The 18,748-nt window shown below is 65.1% G+C and carries 17 protein-coding genes; 10 read left to right on the plus strand and 7 right to left on the minus strand.

From position 1 onward, the window contains the following. Nucleotides 1-39 precede the first annotated feature (39 nt). Nucleotides 40-915: an efflux RND transporter periplasmic adaptor subunit gene (locus tag AC54AF_RS08645; protein ID WP_496636222.1), complete on the plus strand. Its 876-nt coding sequence runs from the start codon at nucleotides 40-42 to the stop codon at nucleotides 913-915. Between the two features lie 3 nt (nucleotides 916-918). On the opposite strand, the gene AC54AF_RS08650 is transcribed toward AC54AF_RS08645, so the two are convergent. The 4 genes from AC54AF_RS08650 to AC54AF_RS08665 form a co-directional block, all read right to left on the minus strand. Next, a complete protein-coding gene (locus tag AC54AF_RS08650; protein ID WP_496636223.1) occupies nucleotides 919-1,665 on the minus strand; it encodes an SDR family oxidoreductase in 747 nt (248 codons plus the stop codon). Between the two features lie 90 nt (nucleotides 1,666-1,755). Further along, nucleotides 1,756-1,980, minus strand: coding sequence for a hypothetical protein (locus AC54AF_RS08655; RefSeq protein ID WP_034782054.1), 225 nt, complete (start codon nucleotides 1,978-1,980; stop codon nucleotides 1,756-1,758). A gap of 12 nt (nucleotides 1,981-1,992) precedes the next feature. Beyond that, nucleotides 1,993-2,664, minus strand: coding sequence for a thiol:disulfide interchange protein DsbA/DsbL (locus AC54AF_RS08660; protein ID WP_496636224.1), 672 nt, complete (start codon nucleotides 2,662-2,664; stop codon nucleotides 1,993-1,995). A gap of 146 nt (nucleotides 2,665-2,810) precedes the next feature. Further along, on the minus strand, nucleotides 2,811-4,346 hold the full coding sequence (locus AC54AF_RS08665; RefSeq protein ID WP_496636225.1) for a TonB-dependent receptor domain-containing protein: 1,536 nt from the start codon (nucleotides 4,344-4,346) through the stop codon (nucleotides 2,811-2,813). A 228-nt stretch (nucleotides 4,347-4,574) separates the two neighbouring features. On the opposite strand from AC54AF_RS08665, the gene AC54AF_RS08670 reads away from it, so the two are divergent. Together AC54AF_RS08670 and AC54AF_RS08675 are read left to right on the plus strand one after the other, a co-directional pair. Then, entirely contained in the window at nucleotides 4,575-6,863 is a 2,289-nt protein-coding gene (locus tag AC54AF_RS08670; RefSeq protein ID WP_496636226.1) for a M1 family metallopeptidase, read from the plus strand. Then, a complete protein-coding gene (locus AC54AF_RS08675; protein ID WP_496636227.1) occupies nucleotides 6,860-7,744 on the plus strand; it encodes a hypothetical protein in 885 nt (294 codons plus the stop codon). Before AC54AF_RS08670 ends, AC54AF_RS08675 begins: the two co-directional genes overlap by 4 nt. Here the strand turns inward: AC54AF_RS08675 and AC54AF_RS08680 are convergent, their stop codons facing one another. Continuing rightward, nucleotides 7,745-8,635, minus strand: coding sequence for a LysR family transcriptional regulator (locus AC54AF_RS08680; protein WP_496636228.1), 891 nt, complete (start codon nucleotides 8,633-8,635; stop codon nucleotides 7,745-7,747). It abuts the gene before it with no gap. 112 nt (nucleotides 8,636-8,747) lie between these two features. On the opposite strand from AC54AF_RS08680, the gene AC54AF_RS08685 reads away from it, so the two are divergent. After that, entirely contained in the window at nucleotides 8,748-9,551 is an 804-nt protein-coding gene (locus AC54AF_RS08685) for a DODA-type extradiol aromatic ring-opening family dioxygenase (protein WP_496636229.1), read from the plus strand. 69 nt (nucleotides 9,552-9,620) lie between these two features. Here the strand turns inward: AC54AF_RS08685 and ylqF are convergent, their stop codons facing one another. Beyond that, the gene (gene ylqF, locus AC54AF_RS08690; RefSeq protein ID WP_496636230.1) at nucleotides 9,621-10,568 is read right to left on the minus strand and encodes a ribosome biogenesis GTPase YlqF; all 948 of its coding nucleotides are present in this window, start codon (nucleotides 10,566-10,568) and stop codon (nucleotides 9,621-9,623) included. 258 nt (nucleotides 10,569-10,826) lie between these two features. Here ylqF and AC54AF_RS08695 point away from each other — a divergent pair, with 258 nt between their 5' ends. Continuing rightward, nucleotides 10,827-11,567 carry a hypothetical protein gene (locus AC54AF_RS08695; protein WP_496636231.1) on the plus strand — a complete coding sequence of 247 codons (741 nt, stop codon included), beginning with the start codon at nucleotides 10,827-10,829 and terminating at the stop codon, nucleotides 11,565-11,567. Between the two features lie 155 nt (nucleotides 11,568-11,722). Then, entirely contained in the window at nucleotides 11,723-12,049 is a 327-nt protein-coding gene (locus tag AC54AF_RS08700; protein WP_496636232.1) for a hypothetical protein, read from the plus strand. A gap of 12 nt (nucleotides 12,050-12,061) precedes the next feature. Here AC54AF_RS08700 and AC54AF_RS08705 read toward each other — a convergent pair whose 3' ends face one another. Continuing rightward, the gene (locus AC54AF_RS08705; protein WP_131687096.1) at nucleotides 12,062-12,988 is read right to left on the minus strand and encodes a histone deacetylase family protein; all 927 of its coding nucleotides are present in this window, start codon (nucleotides 12,986-12,988) and stop codon (nucleotides 12,062-12,064) included. Between the two features lie 226 nt (nucleotides 12,989-13,214). Between AC54AF_RS08705 and AC54AF_RS08710 the strand changes: the two genes are divergently transcribed. Genes AC54AF_RS08710 through mltB form a run of 4 tightly spaced genes read left to right on the plus strand, consistent with a single transcriptional unit; the run spans nucleotide 13,215 to nucleotide 18,317 of the window. Then, nucleotides 13,215-14,123, plus strand: coding sequence for an AAA family ATPase (locus AC54AF_RS08710; RefSeq protein WP_496636233.1), 909 nt, complete (start codon nucleotides 13,215-13,217; stop codon nucleotides 14,121-14,123). A gap of 5 nt (nucleotides 14,124-14,128) precedes the next feature. Further along, entirely contained in the window at nucleotides 14,129-15,130 is a 1,002-nt protein-coding gene (locus AC54AF_RS08715; RefSeq protein ID WP_496636234.1) for a DUF58 domain-containing protein, read from the plus strand. After that, nucleotides 15,127-17,148, plus strand: a complete 2,022-nt coding sequence (locus AC54AF_RS08720; protein ID WP_496636235.1) for a transglutaminase TgpA family protein — start codon at nucleotides 15,127-15,129, stop codon at nucleotides 17,146-17,148. The genes AC54AF_RS08715 and AC54AF_RS08720 overlap by 4 nt, the downstream gene beginning before the upstream one ends. Then, the gene (gene mltB, locus AC54AF_RS08725) at nucleotides 17,139-18,317 is read left to right on the plus strand and encodes a lytic murein transglycosylase B (RefSeq protein WP_496636236.1); all 1,179 of its coding nucleotides are present in this window, start codon (nucleotides 17,139-17,141) and stop codon (nucleotides 18,315-18,317) included. The genes AC54AF_RS08720 and mltB overlap by 10 nt, the downstream gene beginning before the upstream one ends. Nucleotides 18,318-18,748: the final 431 nt, after the last annotated feature.

Raw genomic sequence — 18,748 nt, forward strand, 5'->3', positions numbered from 1 at the left:
AAAAAAACTGTTCAACCCAATCAAGGAAAGGCTGCCGACATGGTAAGCAAATTGACCCGCTATGCAATCACCTTGCTGCTCCTGGCCGCAGCCCTCTGGATAGGCAAGACCGTCTGGGACCGCTACATGGAGTCGCCGTGGACGCGCGACGGCCGCATCAAGGCCGACATCGTCAACATCAGCGCCGATGTAGCCGGCACCGTCACGGACGTGCTGGTGCGCGACAACCAGGTGGTGCAAAAAGGCGATGTGCTGTTCGTCGTCGACAGGGAACGCTATGCAAGCGCGCTGGCGCAGGCCGACGCCGTGCTGGCCGCACAAAGGACAGAGCAGGGCCGCCGCGGCAAGGAAGCGCAACGCCGCGCCGGCCTTGACGCCAGCATCATCTCGACGGAAAGCCGCGAAAGCGCGGCCTTTGCCGCCAGCTCGGCCTCGTCGCAGGTGCAGGCGGCGCTGGCCGCCCGCACCCTGGCGCAATTGAACCTGGAACGCACCACCGTGCGCGCCCCCGTCAGCGGCTACGTGACCAACCTGAACGTGCACAAGGGCGATTTCGCCGCCGTCGGCGCGGCCAAGCTGGCCGTCATCGACAGCGCTTCGTATTATGTCGTCGGCTATTTCGAAGAGACCAAGCTGGGCATGCTGGCGCAGGACGACAAGGCGGAAATGAACCTGATGAGCGGCGGCACCCTGCATGGCCACATCGAAAGCATCGCGCGCGGCATCACCGACCGCGACGCCGCCACGGGCCGCGAACTGCTGGCCGACGTCAACCCCACCTTCAACTGGGTGCGCCTGGCGCAGCGCGTGCCCGTGCGCATCCACATCGACGAGCAGCCGAAGGGCCAAATGCTGGTGGCCGGCACCACCTGCACCGTGGTGATCACGCCCCATTCGGCGCCAGCCAAAGCGTAACTTTTAGCGCCCGCCCGCCACGTCGAGGATACTGCCCGTCACATAGCTCGCACCTGGCCCCAGCAGGTACACGATGGCGTCGGCGATTTCCTCCGGCTGGCCGCCCCGCTGCATGGGCACGCCGGGCGCCAGGCGCGCCACCCTTCCCGGCTCGCCGCCCGAGGCGTGGATCTCCGTGTAGATGATGCCGGGCCGCACGCCGTTGACGCGGATGCCCTCGGCCGCCACTTCCTTCGCCAGGCCCACGGTCAAGGTATCGACGGCGCCTTTCGAGGCCGCGTAATCGATGTATTCGCCCGGGGAGCCGAGGCGCGCCGCCACCGACGAGACGTTCACGATGCGTCCGCCCTGCCCGCCATTGGCCGTCGACATGCGCCGCACGGCCTGCTGGCAGCACAAAAAATAACTGATCACGTTGGTGCGCAGCACGCGTTCGAGGCGCTGCGCGGAAATGTCGACCAGCCGGCATTTCTGCTCCAGCACACCCACATTGTTGACCAGCGCCGTCAAGGTCCCCAGGCGCGCATCGACTTGCGCAAACAGGCGTTCCACGTCTTGCGCATCGCTGACGTCGGCCTGCACGGCGATGGCCTCGCCCCCGTCGGCGACGATGCGCGCGCACAGCGCGTCGGCCGCCTGCGCATCGCGCACATAGTTGACGCACACGGCATAGCCCTGGCGCGCCGCCAGCAAGGCAGTCGCCGCGCCGATGCCGCGGCTGCTGCCGGTAACCAGGATCACTTCCTTCATCGTCCCTCCCGAATGGTTGTGGTTGCTTGTGGCTGCATCATACGCGGACGAAAAAAAACCCGCGCGCGGCGGGTTTTCATGCAGGCGCATTCAATTTCGGAAATGCGTCATGGCGTAAGTGAGGTGCTGCCACCAGTGTTCGCGCGACTGCACGGACGCCAGGCATTTCGCATCGACCTCGTTCTTGAACGCGGGGTCCACGCACGCCTTGGTCACCAGCGCATTGCGCTGGTTTTCCACGCTGACGACGGCAATCGCCAGCCACGCCACGAGGGCGAGGGCCAGTGCGCACAAGGTCCAGGGCAGCTGTTTCATGACGCTCTCCGCTTACTTTTTCGCTGGCGCGGGAGCGCGCTCTTTCAGCACGCGCGCCACCAGTTCATCCATCACGCGCAGGGTCGCCGCCTGGGTCTGCGGCTCGGACTGGCCCGGACGCGACAGCTGCGCCGGCGACGTGACGAAGCGGCCATCGATGACGATGGTCGGCGCGCTGTCGATCTTGCTGGCGGTGATGAGCTGCTCGTTGCGTTTCAGCTTGGTCTGCACGCCGAAGGAATTGAACATGTCCAGGTATTTCGCCTTGTCGATGCCGTTCTTGACCAGCAGGTCGAGGATGGCGTCATCGCGGTTCAGGCGGTTGCGCTCGACGTGGATGGCGCGGAAGATCTTGTCGTGGAACTGCTCCAGCTGGCCCATCGCTTCCAGGGTGGCATAGGCGTGCGCCTGCGGATCCTTCGGGCCCGAGAAGGCCAGGTGGATGCGGCGGAAGGCGATCTTGTCGCCCTGCTTCTTGACCCAGTCGTGCATCAGCGGATCGAGCGCGTAGCAATGCGGGCAGGAATACATGAAGTATTCCACCACTTCCACCTTCTTGCCCGTGTCCGTGCGCACTGGCGTGGGGAGCGTGGTAAAGCCGGTATCGGCCGCCATGGCGCCGCCGGTGGCCGCCACCAGGGTGACGGCGGCAAGCAGGGGACGCAAGAAACGCAGAAAACGCATAATAATCCTTCATCATAAGTGGTCGTGAACGGGGCGAGATTACCACTTTTTGCGCCGGGCGATGACACCCGGGCGGAAAAAATCCGTGTTTATCGTCCCCGTTTGCGCCCGCTTAAGCCGCATTTAAGCCCCGCTGCGCCTCTGCCTCAGAAATGGTAGCGCGCCGACACGCGCAGCTGGCGCGCATCGTTGAGGTAAATGCTGGAGCGGCAGCCCGGCGCATCGCCGTAATGGCGGCGGTTGGCCAGGTTGCTGCCGGCCAGTTCCAGCTCCCAGGCGCCCAGCTTGCGCACATAGCGCCCATCCACGGTGGCGAACGCGGGCACTTGCGCCAGGCAGCTGCTGGCGAAGTCGGGACCATAGCGCAGGGCGCGCAGCCATTGCAGGCCGACGTCGGCACTGGCGCCCCCCTGCCCCGTCCAGTACAGGCGCAGGCTGGCCAGGGTCTTGGGCACGAGGGCGATATCCGGGCCGTCATAGGCGTAATCGTCATAGCGCGCATGCACTTGCCGCAATTGTGCGTCGAGGCGCCAGTCGCGCGCCAGCGCCATGCTGGCCTCGACGGCAATGCCGTCGCGGCGCGAGGGGTCGAGGTTGCCCGCAAAGCCCAGCTGGCCCAGGCTCTGGTCGAAGACGATCTGGTTGCTCAGGCGCTCGCTGAAGACGCGCACGGCGGCGCTGCGCGCCGCGTCGCCGAAGGTGGCGCCCACCTCCATTTCGCGCCGCAGCTGTCCCGCCAGGGGGCGGTAGCCGGCGCTGGTATAGCCATCATCGTCGATGCGGTAGCTGCGCGCGGCCTTGGCGTACACGCTGACTTGCGGACGCAATTGCAGGCTGCCCTGCAAGTCCCAGGCATTCTGATTTTCCCAGTCGCTGCCGCCGGCGGGCATGTCGGCCGGATCGAGCTGGAACTGTTCATGCCGCAATCCCAGCAGCATGCGCGGCGCGTACGGGCCGCCGAAGGCCAGCTCCTCGCGCAGCAGCAGCGCGCGCGAGTACTGGCGGCGCTGCCCATCGCCATCGCGGCCCGAGCGCCGCTGCCATTGCATCAGATCCAGGCCCACTTCCGTATCCGTGCCCACGCCGCCCACCTTGCCGTAATGGCGCAGGCGCGGCGCCAGTTGCCGGCGGCGACTGCTGTACCGCGATTCGCTGCTGCCGTCCTCGCCCGCATACTGGGCCGTGGCGCGCTTTTCCCGCTGCGACAGCTCCACGCCCAACTCGAAACTGCCCACATAGCGCTGCACGAAGGCGCTGGCGCGCCGCACCTCATAGCGGTACATGTCCTCCGGACGGGCCGCCAGCAAGGCCAGGAACGGCGCCTCGGGCGCCGGATAGCGGGTGTCCTGGTTCAGCTGGTCGGCGCTGAAGCCGAAGCGGCCCTGGCGCACCTTCCATTCCGCGCCGCCATTGAAGCCGCGCTGGTGAAATACGCTGCCATCGCGGTAATTGCCATTGCGCAGCCCGTCGATGGCCACGTCGAGCGTCATGCCGCCCTGCTCGCGCGACAGGGCGCCGCGCACGCTGTGCTGGCCGCCCTGGCCCAGTTCGGCGGACAAGTCGCCATACGTGACGCCGGCCGTGACGCCATCCACGCCTTCCTGCGCGCACGCCGGCATGCCCAGGGCGCACAGCAGCAAGGCGCGCGTGGCAATGGTCAGGACGGGAGGGGCAGGCATCATGGCGGCAGGCTTGAGGCATCACCGGGGCGCGAACGCACGGTAGTGGAAGAGATGGATGGCAAAAGCGAATCATTATACGCACGGCGCGCGGCGCCGCAACAGCCAGCGGGGCTGCTTGCGCAATTCATTGCTTATTTGTAATTTTTGCGGGTATATTAAGCTGCACCCGGCGATCCTGAGCGCAGCCGACTGCATTTGAAAATCAACAAATCACTGTGGGAGTCACGCATGGAAAGTCGTAGCACAACGCGCCAGGGGCCGCCAAGTCCCCGCGGCACGCGGCGCAGCATTGGTTTTTTCCCCATCTCGGGCAAGCTCAAAGCCCTTTCCATCGCCGCCCTGCTGCTGGCCGGCCTGGCCCTGCAGGCCGACCTGTTCGCCCAGCCGGGCCAAGGCAAGCCGGCCAGCGCGCCCATGCCGCTGGCGCCATCGGCCGAAGGCATGGCCCTTGCTTCGCCGCACGCGTCCGCCGTCAGCACGCCCAGCGCCAGCAACGCCTGGGGCGGCGCGCGCACGGGCGCGCAAGCGACCCTGTCGGACCGCGTGGTCGACTACCAGATCGAAGCGACGCTCGATCCCGTCAAGCACACGATAGCCGGCCAGCAGAAACTGCGCTGGCGCAACCGCAGCGCGCAAGCCGTCAGCAGCGTCTATCTGCACCTGTACCTGAACGCCTTCGAAGGCGAACATTCGACCTTTTTTACCGAAAAGCGCAAGCTCGACAAGGGCTTCCGCTCGGGCGTCGACACGCGCGACGGCGAGTGGGGTTACATCGAACTGCGCAGCATGACGCAGAACGGCACCAAGGCGCCCTGGCATTTCGTCCAACCCGACAACGGCCCGGCCACCGACCACACGGTCGTGCGCGTCGACCTGCCGCAGGCCGTCGCGCCAGGCGCCGAGACAACGCTCGACATCCGCTTCTTCGACCAGTTGCCGCGCGTCATCGCGCGCACCGGCTATTTCGGCAGCTTCCACCTGGTGGGCCAGTGGTTCCCCAAGATCGCCGTGCTGGAACTGCCCGGCGAACGGGGCGCCACCGCACCGCGCTGGAACGCGCATGAATTCCACCTCAATTCGGAGTTCTACGCCGACTTCGGCAACTATGACGTGAAGCTGACCGTGCCCAAGGAGTACACGGTGGGCGCCACGGGCGAACTGCAGGGCGCGCCGCAGGAAAAGAACGGCATGCTCACGCATCACTATGTGCAGGGCGACGTGCACGATTTCGCCTGGACGGCCGACAAGCGCAGCGCGCCGCCATTGACGGGCAGCTGGAGCGGCCCTGGCAGCCCGCCGGTGGCCATCAAGGTGCTGTACCCGCCCGAGTACGCGTCCAACGCGGCGCCGGCGCTGCAGGCGGCCAAGGATACACTCACGTATTTCTCGCGCACCCTGGGCCCGTATCCGTACAAGACGCTGACGGTGGTGATTCCGCCGTTTAATGCGGCCGAAGCGGGCGGCATGGAATATCCGACCTTCATCACCGCCTCGAGCTACGCCAACCTGCAGCCGCAGACCATACCCGAATTCGGCCTCGATTTCGTCACCATCCATGAATTCGGCCATGGCTATTTCTATGGCATCCTGGCCTCGAACGAATTCGAGGAACCGATCCTCGACGAAGGCTTGAACGAGTACTGGGACCAGCGCATGCTGCGCGCGCGCGGCCAGGACATCCACGCCACCACGCCCCTGCTCAAGCGCCTGGGCTTCGATCCCGTCTTCAAGGTCTTCGAATTCGAGCGCATGGCCGCACCGCGCCAGGATGCGGCCGACCCGCTGGGCCAGAACGCGTGGGACCGACTGCAGGGCGTGGGGCCCGTCTACAGCCGCACGGCCATCACCATGCGCGACTTGGAAGCGCGCATCGGCAGCGAGGCCATGGAATGGGGTTTCAAGGCGTATTACGAACAGTGGAAATTCCGCCACCCGAGCGTGGCCGACCTGCGCGAAACGCTGGCCGAAGCGACGGGCCAGCGCCGCATCGTGGAACAGGTCTTCGCGCAGCAAGTCTATGCCAGCGCGAATATCGACGACCGCATCGGCAGCTTCAGCAGCGACGAGCAGACGCCGCTGGCCGGCATGGCGCTGGAAAACGGCAAGCGCGTGGAACAGACGGCCGAAGCGCTGGAAAAGGAGGAGGAAAAAGTACGCGCGGCGTGGGACAAGGCGCATCCTGACGCCAAGCCCGGCACGGGCCCGTATCCCTATCTGACCAGCGTGGTGCTGCGCCGCCGCGGCGCGCCCGTGCCGCAGGTGCTGCTGGTGAAGTTCGCCGACGGCAGCTCCGAACGCGTGGTGTGGGATAACGATCAGCTGTGGCAGCGCTACACCTGGAGCAAGCCCGTGAAGGCCGTCTCGGCCGAACTCGATCCCGACCGCGTGCACTACCTCGACGTCAACAAGCTCGATGACAGCCGCACCCTGAAGGCCGACAAGTCCGCTGCGCGGCGCTGGAGCATCGACCTTGCCGCCACCTTCCAATACCTCCTTTCCCTGATTGCCATCGTATGAGCGCCACTTCCACGACACGGGCCAGCGGCCTGACCCTGACCACGCGCGCCAGCCGCGCCGCCCTGCAATGGCGCCTGCTGCTGCTGTGGGCCGGCCTGCTGCTGATCCCCGCCATCCTCGCCGTCATTCCCCTCTGGCGCACCCTGAGCGCCAGCCTCGATCACGCCGTGCATGCGGCGGCCCTGGCGCACGAACTCGACCTGATGACCCTGGCCGACCTGGTGGCCAATGCGGGACGCAACGGTGCCGCCATCGGCCAGGCCGCCATCACCGGCATCGTGCTGGCCTTGCTGCTGTCGCCGCTGCTGAGCGGCCTGGTGGTGACGGCCGCGCGCGCGCCTGCGCCACCCGGCTTCGGTCCCCTGCTGACGGGCGCCTTCAGCGAATACGGCCGCATGCTGCGCATGCTGCTGTGGAGCATCGTGCCGCTGGGCCTGGCGCTGACGATCGGCGCCGGCGCGCTGAAACTGGCCGACAAGCACGCGGCGAAAGCCATCCTGGAAGCCGATGCCGACCTGGCCCGGCACCTGGCCTTGCTGTTCGCGGGCTTGCTGTTCCTGCTGGCCTGCGCCACGCTCGATGCGGGCCGCGCGGCGCTGGCCATCGACCGTCGCCGCACCTCGGCCGTCAAGGCATGGTGGCGGGGCCTGGGCATGCTGCGCCGGCGTCCGCTGGCCAGCCTGGCCATCTACCTCGCCATCACCTTGCTGGGACTGGCGCTGTATGCGCTGCTGGGCGTAGCGCGCCTGAACCTGGCCGCGCCCGGTCCACTGGCCATCGTGGCCGGCTTGCTGGTGACGCAGCTGGCGGCGCTGGCGCTGGCGTGGATGCGCAGCGCGCGCCTGTTCGCGCTGATCGACGTGAAGCGCTCACTCGCGTAATCAAGCCCCCAGGCGCCCTTCATCAGCGAGGAAGTCGATGAAGGTGCGCACTTTCGACGACAGGTAGCGGCGGCTCGTGTAGACGGCATATACGCTGCCGCCCGCCAACTTGAAATCGTCGAAGAGGCGCACCAGCCGCCCCGCCTCCAGATCCGCATCCGTCTGCCACGACGGCAGCAGGGCGATGCCCATGCCGTCGAGCGCGGCCGCGTGCAGCAGGCTTTCGTTATTACATTGCAGCACGGGCGTAAACTTCACCGTCTCGTGTCCCTGCGGGCCGTCAAACGTCAATTCATTGCCATTTGACAACAGCGAATAACTGATCATGGCGTGCTGCGCCAGATCCTGCGGCACCACAGGCTGGCCCGCGCGCGCCAGGTAGGCGGGCGCGGCCACCAGGTGAAAGGCGATGCTGCCGATGGGCCGCGCGATCAGGCTCGGCGATGGGGCCTGGCTCACGCGCAGGGCCAGGTCGAAGCCCTCTTCCACCAGGTTGACCACCCTCCCGCTCAAGTCGATGTCAAACGTGACTTCCGGGTAGCGCTCGCGGTAAGCCACCAGGGTGCGCGTAAAGATGGCGTTGGCGAACCAGACGGGCGCGCTCAGGCGCAGCATGCCGCGCGGCACCACCGTCGTGCGGCCCACGGTCGCTTCCACCTCGTCGAGATTGTCGAGCATGTCGCGGCACTGTTCAAAATACACCTTGCCGATTTCCGTCAGGCTCAAGTGGCGGCTGCTGCGGTTCAGCAAGCGCGCGCCCAGGTGGCGCTCTAGGTGCATCACGTGCTTGCTGACCATGGCCGGCGACAGATCCAGGCGCTCGCTGGCGCGCACAAAACTGTCGAGTTCCACCACGGCGCGAAACACGCGCATGCTGCGCAAGGTATCCATGACTGCCCGATCATCAACAAAATGGAAATGATATATCAATAATTGCGATCTTGATCAACTGGTCACGCATGACTATCATCGATAGCATCAGCCATTCCACTCCGGAGCCGCCATGCAAGAGCGCACCTTCCCTACCTATTTCCTGTCGCACGGCGGCGGCCCGTGGCCGTTCATGAAAGACCAGTTCGGCGGCCGCTACGACGTGCTCGAAGCGTCCCTGCAGGATATCCCGCGCCAGGTCGGCGCGCGGCCGACAGCCGTGCTGGTGGTCACGGCGCACTGGGAAGGGCCGCAGTTCCTCGTCTCGGCCAGTCCCCGGCCGGGCATGATCTACGATTATTCGGGCTTTCCGCCGCACACGTACCAGATCCAGTACCCGGCGCCCGGCGCGCCGGAACTGGCGGCGCAGGTGAAACAGTTGCTCGACGGGGCCGGCCATCCGGCGCGCCTCGACCATGAGCGGGGTTTCGACCACGGCACCTTCAGCGCCCTGTTCCCCATCTACCCGCAGGCGGACATGCCGCTGGTGCAATTGTCGCTGAAACACGGCTACGATCCGCTCACGCACATCGAGGTGGGCCGCGCGCTGGCCAGCCTGCGCCGGCAAGGCGTGCTGATACTCGGCAGTGGCCTGTCTTACCATAACCTGCGCCAGTTCGGCCAGGCCGGCGCCGCCGCTTCGCACCAGTTCGACGCGTGGCTGCGCCAGGCCATGGCCCTGCCGCCGGCGCAAAGGCTGGAACAGTTACTGGCCTGGGACCAGGCCCCGGGCGCGCGCCAGGCCCATCCGCAGGAAGACCATCTGCTGCCGCTGATGGTGGCGCTCGGCGCGGCCGAGCAGGAAGCGGCGCAGGTCGTGTACCACGAGGAGGATTTTTTTGGCGCGCTGGCCGTGACCAGTTTCAAATTCGGATAATCGGATAGCGCATGAAAAAAGCGCCGTGACAGGGATGCCGCGGCGCTTTTTTCATGGGTGTCGCTTGAATTACGTGCCGCGCTTGCCGCGCGCCGCATTCTTCGCCTTCTCGGCAGCAATCTCCGCTGCCCTGGCCCCTTTTTCCGCCATCTCGGCCGCGTGCTGGGCCAGCAGGGCCGCGCGCGTGTCCGGTGTTTCCAGAGAGATACGCCCGAGGATGCCGCTGCGGTAGTCGAGCAGCAGGGTGTGCGACGCTTTCTCGAAATCGTAGTCGCCGCCCTTGATGCGGAAGCCGCGCTTGGCGGCGATGCCTTCGACCACGCCGATGGCGTCGACTTCATCGACCTTGGTGCCGTAGCGGGCCGCCAGCAAGTCCGGGTAACGCTTGAGCAATTCCTCGGCCAGGAACACGGCCACTTCCTCTTCGATCAGCGCGTTCGAGCCGATGGCGTGGCTGGCCGCCAGCATCAGGCCGTCGCTGGGGATGGCGATCTTTGGCCACAGCATGCCGGGCGTGTCGACGAGGATGGTGTTCTTGTCCAGGTATAGCTTTTGCTGCATTTTGGTGACCGCCGGCTCATCGCCCACCTTGGCCACGCGCTTTTTCAGCAGCGCGTTCATCAGGGTCGACTTGCCCACGTTGGGGATGCCCATGATCATGATGCGCAGCGGCTTCGTCGGCACGCCGCGGTGCGGCGCCAGCGACTTGGCCAGGTCGGGAATGCGCGCCACGTCGCCCGGCTTCTTGGTCGTCATCGCATACGCGGTCACGCCTTCCTGGGCATTGAAATAGGCGACCCAGGCGGCTGTCGCGGCAGGGTCGGCCAGGTCGGTCTTGTTGAGGATTTTCAGGCAAGGGCGCTGGCGGAACAGGCGCAGCTCGTCCACCATGGGATTGCAGCTGGCTGCCGGCAGGCGCGCGTCCACCACTTCAATCACCAGATCGGTGTTCTCCATGGTCTCGGCCGCTTTCTTGCGGGCCGCGTTCATGTGTCCTGGGTACCATTGTATCGCCATGCTCTTGCTTTCAAAATCGTTCGGTCAATCCGCTATTTTACGTGGTTGCCGCCACGACGTCCCATTTTCCGCCGCCAGCGCCAGCCGTGCGACGCGGACGAGACAATTGGTGATAATTTCGCAGTTACATGAATGATAAGATCCGCAGTCCGTCCAGCCTGGCCGGTTTCCCCATTGCACGCTCAACCTGGCACGCATTCCATGCACTTTCCCCGCCTTTGCCTCCTCGCCGCCCTTTACGTCTGCCAGCTGCCCGCCATGGCCCAGGAACAAGGGGCGGCGCCGGGCGACTTGGCGAACCAGGCAATGCAGCAGATTGTCGACGTGCAAAGCACGCGCGATCCCGACCTGCGCCCCTACCGCACCATGCTCAAGGGACTCGATGCGTATGCCGACCACCAGCGCCTGGCGCCGGATGCGCCGCTGCGCTTCATGCTGATCCCCGCCACGCCGCAGGCCAGGCTCGATGGCGTGACCCTGCATCTGTCGGCCGACAACCTGTCGATCCCCGTACCGCTGGCAGCGGACGGCGGCTTCACCTTGTCGCGCGACAAGACCACCTACGATGCGAATGCCGACCTGGTCAGCAACAAGAAGCGCGACACCTTGCGCTGGCGCGCCGACATCCACACGCCGGGCCTGCCCCAGAACGTGCGCCGCCTGGGCGACTTGCGCCTGGAATGCGAGATTCGCTGGGCCGTCGAGCAGGATGAATTGTCCTTTGTCCGGCGCAACCTGTTCCGCCTGGCGGGCGGGCCGTGCCACTCATCGCTGATCCACGTGTCGTTTCCCGTGTCCCGCAAGCTGCTTGCCGTGCAGGCGCGCTCGGGCGAACGCACGCTGGACATCCGCGTCACGCACGACCGGCAGCGCTACGTGCCACCGCTGCATGACGTGAGCTGGGACGACAATACCCTGCTGACTCTGACGCACGCCGACGATGGCAAAATGGCCGGAGCCGCCCCCGCAGCGCCATTGAAGGCAGCGCAGCACCAGTGAGGCGCGCCCGGGAAGCCGGGTAAATTATTTCCACATGGATTTTTATATTTGCTGAAAGAAACAAAAAAGTGTGCTCTAATATCGCCTCTTAAATGAAAAGCAATTATTTCCAGGCTGGCTCCCGCCAGGGAAATAGGCGATGGGGATAGTTCGATATGATGATGGAACACACTGGCACGGCGCCCAAGCCCGTGCCGCGCAATGACTGGAAGAAAGAATGCCGGCAGTTGCGGGGGCAAGTGGCGCAGCTGGAAGAGCGCCTGAAACGCCAGAGTGCGGACAGCTATGGCTTGCAGATGCTGTATGACCAGTTGGTCAATGAAATCAAGCACCACCGCGACATGTTGCAGCTCGACAGTTTTGATGCGGATAAATCATCGCTCGTCTACACGCAAGCCTGGCGCCGCTTCATGGCCGGCGACGCGCTCGACTACCAGACCCATCGCCACACCAATTCCAGCAGCCTTCCCAGCTTGCTGTAGTTCGCTGCACCGTTACAGCTCCGCCAGCGCCTTCACGTGCGCCGCCACGCTGCGGCCCAGCGAAGACAGGTTGTAGCCCCCTTCGAGGCAGCTGACGATGCGGCCCTTGCCATACTGATTGGCCACGGCCATCATTTGCTGCGTCATCCACGTGTAGTCGGCCTCCACCAGGCCCATGCCGCCCACGTCGTCTTCGCGGTGAGCATCGAAACCGGCGGAAATGAAAATCATCTGCGGCTGCTGCCGGTGCAGCGCCGGCAGCCAGTGGTCAAGCACCAGCTGGCGCACGGCGTCGCCTTTCGAGCGGGCCGGCACGGGCACGTTGACGCGGGTATCGGTGTAGGACTCCACGTCGCTGTACGGATAAAACGGGTGCTGGAAGAAGCTGACCATCAGGATGCGCGGGTCGTTCGCCACGGATTCGGCCGTGCCATTGCCGTGGTGTACGTCGAAGTCGACGATGGCGACTCTTTCCAGCCCACGCACATCGAGCGCATGCTTGGCGGCGATGGCGATATTGTTGAACAGGCAAAAACCCATGGGTTCGCTGGGCCGCGCATGGTGGCCGGGCGGGCGGATCGCGCAAAAGGCGTTGCTGATCTCGCCATCGATGACGGCGTCGGTGGCTGCCACGGCCGAGCCAGCGGCGGCCAGCGCCGCCTCGTAGCTATGCGCGTTGAGCAAGGTATCGCCGTCGAGCGGATAGTAATCGCCCTCCGGCGGCACATTGTCGCGCACCAGCCCGATGGCCGTGGCGCTGTGGTTGCGCTCGATATCGGACAATTGCGCGCGCACGCCGTCGCGGTGCTCGACCAGGTCGCTGATGTGCGCGAGGATCAATTGATCGTTGATGGCCTGCAAACGGGCCGGCGATTCGGGATGCCAATCGCCCATTTCATGGCGCTGACAATCGGGATGGGTATAAATGGCTGTGCTCATGCGCTGTACTGGTTACCTCTGTCTCTGTCCATTCTCTGTGCATATTGGGAACACTGCATGGCATTCCTGTTCGCCCTGCGCGTTCTCGCATAAAATCACTGGCCGGTCTGTGCCGCCCTTGCATCAGCGCTAATCTACCACGAGCGCGCAGGTGGCGGGCAGCGCCGTTTGACCTGGCCAAAGCGATTGTAAATTAAATAATCCGTCTTACTGTGATAGAAATAGCATGTTTCCGAAAATACACCAGGCCGCACAGCAGATCGGCGAAGTTCTCGTCGGCAAACACTTGCAGATCCGCCAGACTCTCGCCTGCGTGCTCGCGGGCGGCCACCTGCTGATCGAAGACGTGCCCGGCGTGGGCAAGACGACCCTGGCCCACGCGCTGGCCATCTCGCTGGGCCTGCAATGGAAGCGCCAGCAATTCACCAGCGACCTGCTGCCCGCCGATGTGGCCGGCATGAGCGTGTATGACCGGGGCAGTGGCAGCTTCGTCTTCCACCCTGGCCCCCTGTTTACCCAGGTGCTGCTGGCCGACGAGATCAACCGCGCCACGCCGAAGACGCAATCGGGCTTGCTCGAAGCGATGGAAGAGCGGCAAGTGAGCCTCGATGGCGTCACGCGCGCGCTGCCGCAGCCGTTTTTCGTCATCGCCACGCAAAACTGCGCGCACCAGCTGGGCACCTTCCCCCTGCCCGAGTCGCAGCTTGACCGTTTTCTCATGTGCGTCACCCTGGGCTACCCCGATGCGGCCGCCGAACGGGAACTGCTGCTGGGCGCCGACCGCCGCGCCATGCTGCAGACCTTGCCGGCCGTCATGAATGCGGAAGAATTGCTGCAGGCGCAAGCAGGCCTGCGCGACATCCACGCTGCGCCCGCCGTCGTCGACTATGTGCTGGCCCTCGTGCATGCCACCCGCGTGCCGGGCGTGTTTGCCGATGGCCTCAGTCCGCGCGCCGCGCTGGCCCTGCTGCAGGCGGCGCGCGCCTGGGCCGCCCTGGCCGGACGCGACCACGTCGTGCCCGACGACGTGCAAGCCGTGCTGCTTCCCGTCTGCGCCCACCGTCTGCATGCCACGCAAGGGTCCGCAGACAGCCGCAGCCTGCTGCAGCAATTGCTGCTGGCTACCCCCGTCTGACCGGGATGCGCCCGCGCACCAGCGGCTGGCTGCCGGCGCGCCCCTGGCTGGGCGCGCAGCGCGTGCACATCCGCCCCTCGCGCGCGGGCCTGGCATTTGCCGCGCTGCTGCTGGCGCTGTGGATCGCCGCCGTCAATTACCACCTGGGCCTGGGCTACGCGCTGACGTACTTCGCGGCCGCCTGCGCCATCGCCGACATGCTGTTTGCCAGCCGCAACCTGGCGGAGCTGGCGCTGGCCGCCGCACCCGGCAAGCCCGTGTTCGCGGGCAGCCAAGCCTGTTTCACCTTGCGCCTGATCAACCGCAGCGCGCGCCCGCGCCATGCGATCCACCTGACCGTGCGCGATGCCACGGCAGCGCCCAGCCTGGCCGATATCGCCGCCCACGGGGAAACGGCCGTCAGCATCGTCGTGGCGGCACGGCAACGGGGCTGGCTGGACTCTCCAGCCGTGCGCCTGTCGGGCAGTTTCCCGTTGGGCCTGTTTATCACCTGGTGTCATTGGCAGCCCGAGGCGCGCGTACTCGTGTATCCGCAGCCCGAGCACAACGCGCCCCCGCTGCCCTTGCCCGCCGGAACGGAACAGCTGGCAAAGCCGACGCCACCACAGTCGCGCTCGTCCGGTGGCACCCTGGAACTGGCGGGAGTACGCGCCTACCAGCCAGGCGATCCCTTGCACCGCCTGGCCTGGCGCCAGATCGCCCGCCATGATGGCGAGCATCTATTCAGCAAGCAATTCCAGCCTGCCGCCGATGCGCCCGTGAGCGCAGTCCGTGGCAGCATCCTGCTCGAGCACGCCACGCTGCACGCGCTGGCGCCGGAAGCGCGCCTGTCACGCCTGGCCGCCTGGGTGCTGCAGGCGGAACGCACAGGCTTGCCATATGGCTTGCGCCTGGGCACGCTGACTCTGGCGCCGGCCCTGGGCGCCAGCCAGCGCGATGCCTGCCTGCGCGCGCTGGCCCTGCACGATTTGCCGCAGAATTTGCCGCAAGATCAGGCCACGGCATGAGGCAATGGCTGACCAACTTGCCGCGCGACCAGGCCGACATTGTGCTGCTGTTGCTGGCCGCCGCCATGGTGCTGGCGCCGCACGCGCTGCACCTGCCCCCGTGGCTGTCGGCCTCCGCTGCGACCCTCCTGCTGTGGCGCGCCGTCATCACCGTGCGGGGCCGGCGCCAGCCGCAGCTGGCCGTGCTTGCGCCGCTGGCCTTGCTCGGCATCGCCGCCGTCTACGCCAGCTACGGCAGCGTGCTGGGACGCGACGCGGGCGTAGCCATGCTGGCCCTGCTGCTGGCCTTGAAATCGCTGGAAATGCATGGCCGGCGCGACATCTTCGTCTTTGTCTTCCTCAGTTTTTTCCTCCTGCTGGCAAACTTCTTTCATGCGCAAGGCATCCTCAGCGCCGCCTGGATGCTGGCCACCGTCATCGTCCTGCTGGCCGCGCTGCTGTCAGCCCAATATGGCGCCGTGCAGCCGCGCCTGGCGCAACGGTTAAGTTTGCTGGGACGCATGCTGGCGCTGGCCCTTCCCCTGTCGGCCGTGATGTTTCTTGCCATGCCACGCGTCGACGGTCCCCTGTGGGGTGCCGCAGCAGAAGGCGCGCAGGCGCGCACGGGCTTGTCCGACAGCATGCAGCCGGGCGCCATCGCCTCGCTGGCCCTGTCAAGCGACCCCGTCTTCCATGCCCGTTTCAGCACAACACTCCCGCCGCAAGACCAGCTGTATTGGCGCGGCGTGGTGCTGGGAGACTTCGACGGCGCTACCTGGACACGCAGGGGCGCGAAGGGGCGCGCGCCTGCCAGCGACAGCCGGATAGACGTCGCACTGGAAGGCCAGCCCAGCCGCTACGAAGTGATCTTGCAAGCGAGCGGCCAGCGGCGCATCTTCGCACTCGACGTGCCGCGCAGCATCGAACGCTTGCCCGGTAACCCGTATGTCGTGTCGTCCGCGCTGGAAGTGCTGACCATACAGCCTATTACTTCGACCGTGCGTTACCACGTCAGTTCCCAGCCACGCTACCGGCTGCAGGCAAGCTTGTCGGTCGCGCAGCAGCAGCCATGGCTGGCCTTGCCCGCTGGCAGCAATCCGCGCAGCGTGGCCTGGGCCCGCGCATTGCGCGGCAGCGGCCCCCAGGCGCTGGCGCCCGCCGCCGCCATCGCTGCCGTGCTCGATCACTTCCGCCGCGCGCCTTTCCGCTACACCTTGCAGCCACCGCTGCTGGGCAAGCATGGCGTCGACGACTTCCTGTTTGCCACGCAAGCGGGCTTTTGCGAACACTACGCGGGCAGCTTTGTCGTGCTGATGCGCGCCATGGGCATTCCCGCGCGCGTCGTCACGGGCTACCAGGGCGGCCTGCGCAACGGGACAGATAACAGCCTGAGCGTGCGCCAGTCCGACGCCCATGCCTGGAGCGAAGTGTGGCTGGCGGGCCGGGGCTGGGTGCGCATCGATCCCACCAGCGCCGTCGCGCCCCTGCGCACGGAGCACAACCTCGATGCCGCCCTGCCACCGGCCCCGTCGCCGCTGACGGCCTGGCGCGCCCTGGCCGGCCTCGATGGCGGCGCGCACGGGGCGGCTGCCGCGTGGCGCCAGCAATGGCAGCAGGCCGAGCACGCCTGGAGCCGCTGGGTGCTCGACACCACGCCGCAACGCCAGCGCGCCATGCTCGATGGCTTGAAAAACTTGCCAGCGCACAAGCTGGCAGTCGCTTGCGCCGTGCTGGCCCTGCTGGCCGCGGCGGCGGGCGCACTGGTCTGGTGGCGGCAGGCGCGGCAAGGCGATCCGCTCGACGCCCTGTACGCGCAGTTTTGCCAGCAGCAGGCGCGGCGCGGCTACAGCCGTGCGCCGCATGAAGGCCCGCACGGTTATGCTGCCCGGCTGGCTGCGGGCAAGGCCACACCCGAGGCGCACGCCGCCATCGCACAGTTTCTGGCAATCTATGCCGCGATGAAGTATGGTAATGCCAACCCAGACGAACAACTCCGCGCGCGGCGCAGCTTGCGCCGCCTGTTAACCCAATGCCGATGAGACGCTCCTTGTTACCGATCAAAACCTCCGCCCTGTCCCTGCTCCTCTCCCTTCCTCTGTGCTTTGCCACCGCGCACGCTGGCGAAAACAGCAATATTTCCGCTGCCGACCGTGCCCGTGCCGTGCGCGCGGCCAAGGCCCAGCCTGTCAAAAAGGTGGCCGGCAAGCCGGCGGCGAAGAAAGCACCGGCGAAATTCGACTTCGAAGGCGAATTTGTCGACTATGCCAACTGGAAAGAAGTCCGCGCCTTCCTCGACGATATGTCCGCCAAACACGGCTTTGACCGCGCCGAACTCGATGTCCTGATCGGCAAGGTGCGCTATGTCGAGTCGACCGTGCAACTGATGAAGCCGGCACCGCCGGGCAAGCCGAAGAACTGGCAAGCGTACAGCGCCCGCTTCATCGAGCCGGTGCGCATCAATGCGGGCGTGAAATTCTGGGAAGAGAATGCGGAAGCGCTGGCGCGCGCCGAGCGCGAATATGGCGTGCCGGCCGAGATCATCGTCGGCATCATCGGCGTGGAAACCGTGTACGGACGCAACACGGGCCGCTTCCGCGTGCTCGACGCGCTGACGACCCTGGCGTTTTCCTATCCGGAAAGCCCGACGCGGGCCGCGCGCATGGCGTTTTTCAAGGGGGAACTGGAAAACGCGCTGCTGTACGCGCGCAAGGATGGCATCGATCCCTTGACCCTGCTCGGCTCGTATGCGGGCGCCATCGGCCTGCCCCAGTTCATGCCCAGCAGCATCATGCAGTATGCGGTGGACTTCGATGGCGATAGTCACATCGACTTGCGCAATTCCACGACCGATGCCATCGGCAGCGTCGCGCATTTCCTCGTCGAGCATGGCTGGAGGCGCGATGACCCGGCCATCAGCACATATCCCGTCACCGTTTCGGCCAGCCGCGCCTGGGAAAAGTTCATCGGCCAGGGCTTGCAGGCCAAATACCGGTTGGAGGAATTGCAGGAAGCTGGCGTGAATACCGTCACGGCCACGCCCCAGAACATGTTGTTCGGCCTGATCGATTTGCAAAATGGTTCCGAAGCAACTGAGTATCACTTGGCAAGCAATAACTTCTTTGCTATAACTCAGTACAACAGAAGTTATTTTTATGCCATGTCCGTCATTGACCTGGGCAAAGCCATCAGGCAAGTGCGCGCACGCTAACCGAAAGTCAGTGTAAAGTTATAATATTACTTGTAAGAAAGCGTAAGCGATGTTGAAGCGGCCAGCAAACAAGTCTATGGTGGGGCCGATAACATGTGCCAGCCTCGCTCGCCAGCCTTTGTGCGGCACGGAATACGGAAATGGTTTTATACTTAACTTTTGTCAAAGTACAATTTTTGTTCTATCATGGAGCATAATAAAGAATAAATAGGTGTTGCAACAAGACAACACTTATTCTGTACAAAGCAAGATTGCCAGGCTTTCCTGCCTGAAATTGAATCCTGCTGTACAATTGTGTATATATTATGAAAAACTGTATCCCGGATCGTACCGTGTGTGAATTTGTTCCTTTTAGTAAAGAATGAACATGAACGCAGCAAGAGCGAGCTCCGAGTGTTTTTTACTTTGCAGTGCAACTACAGAAGGAACAA

The organism is Janthinobacterium sp. JF4, assembly GCF_059617925.1.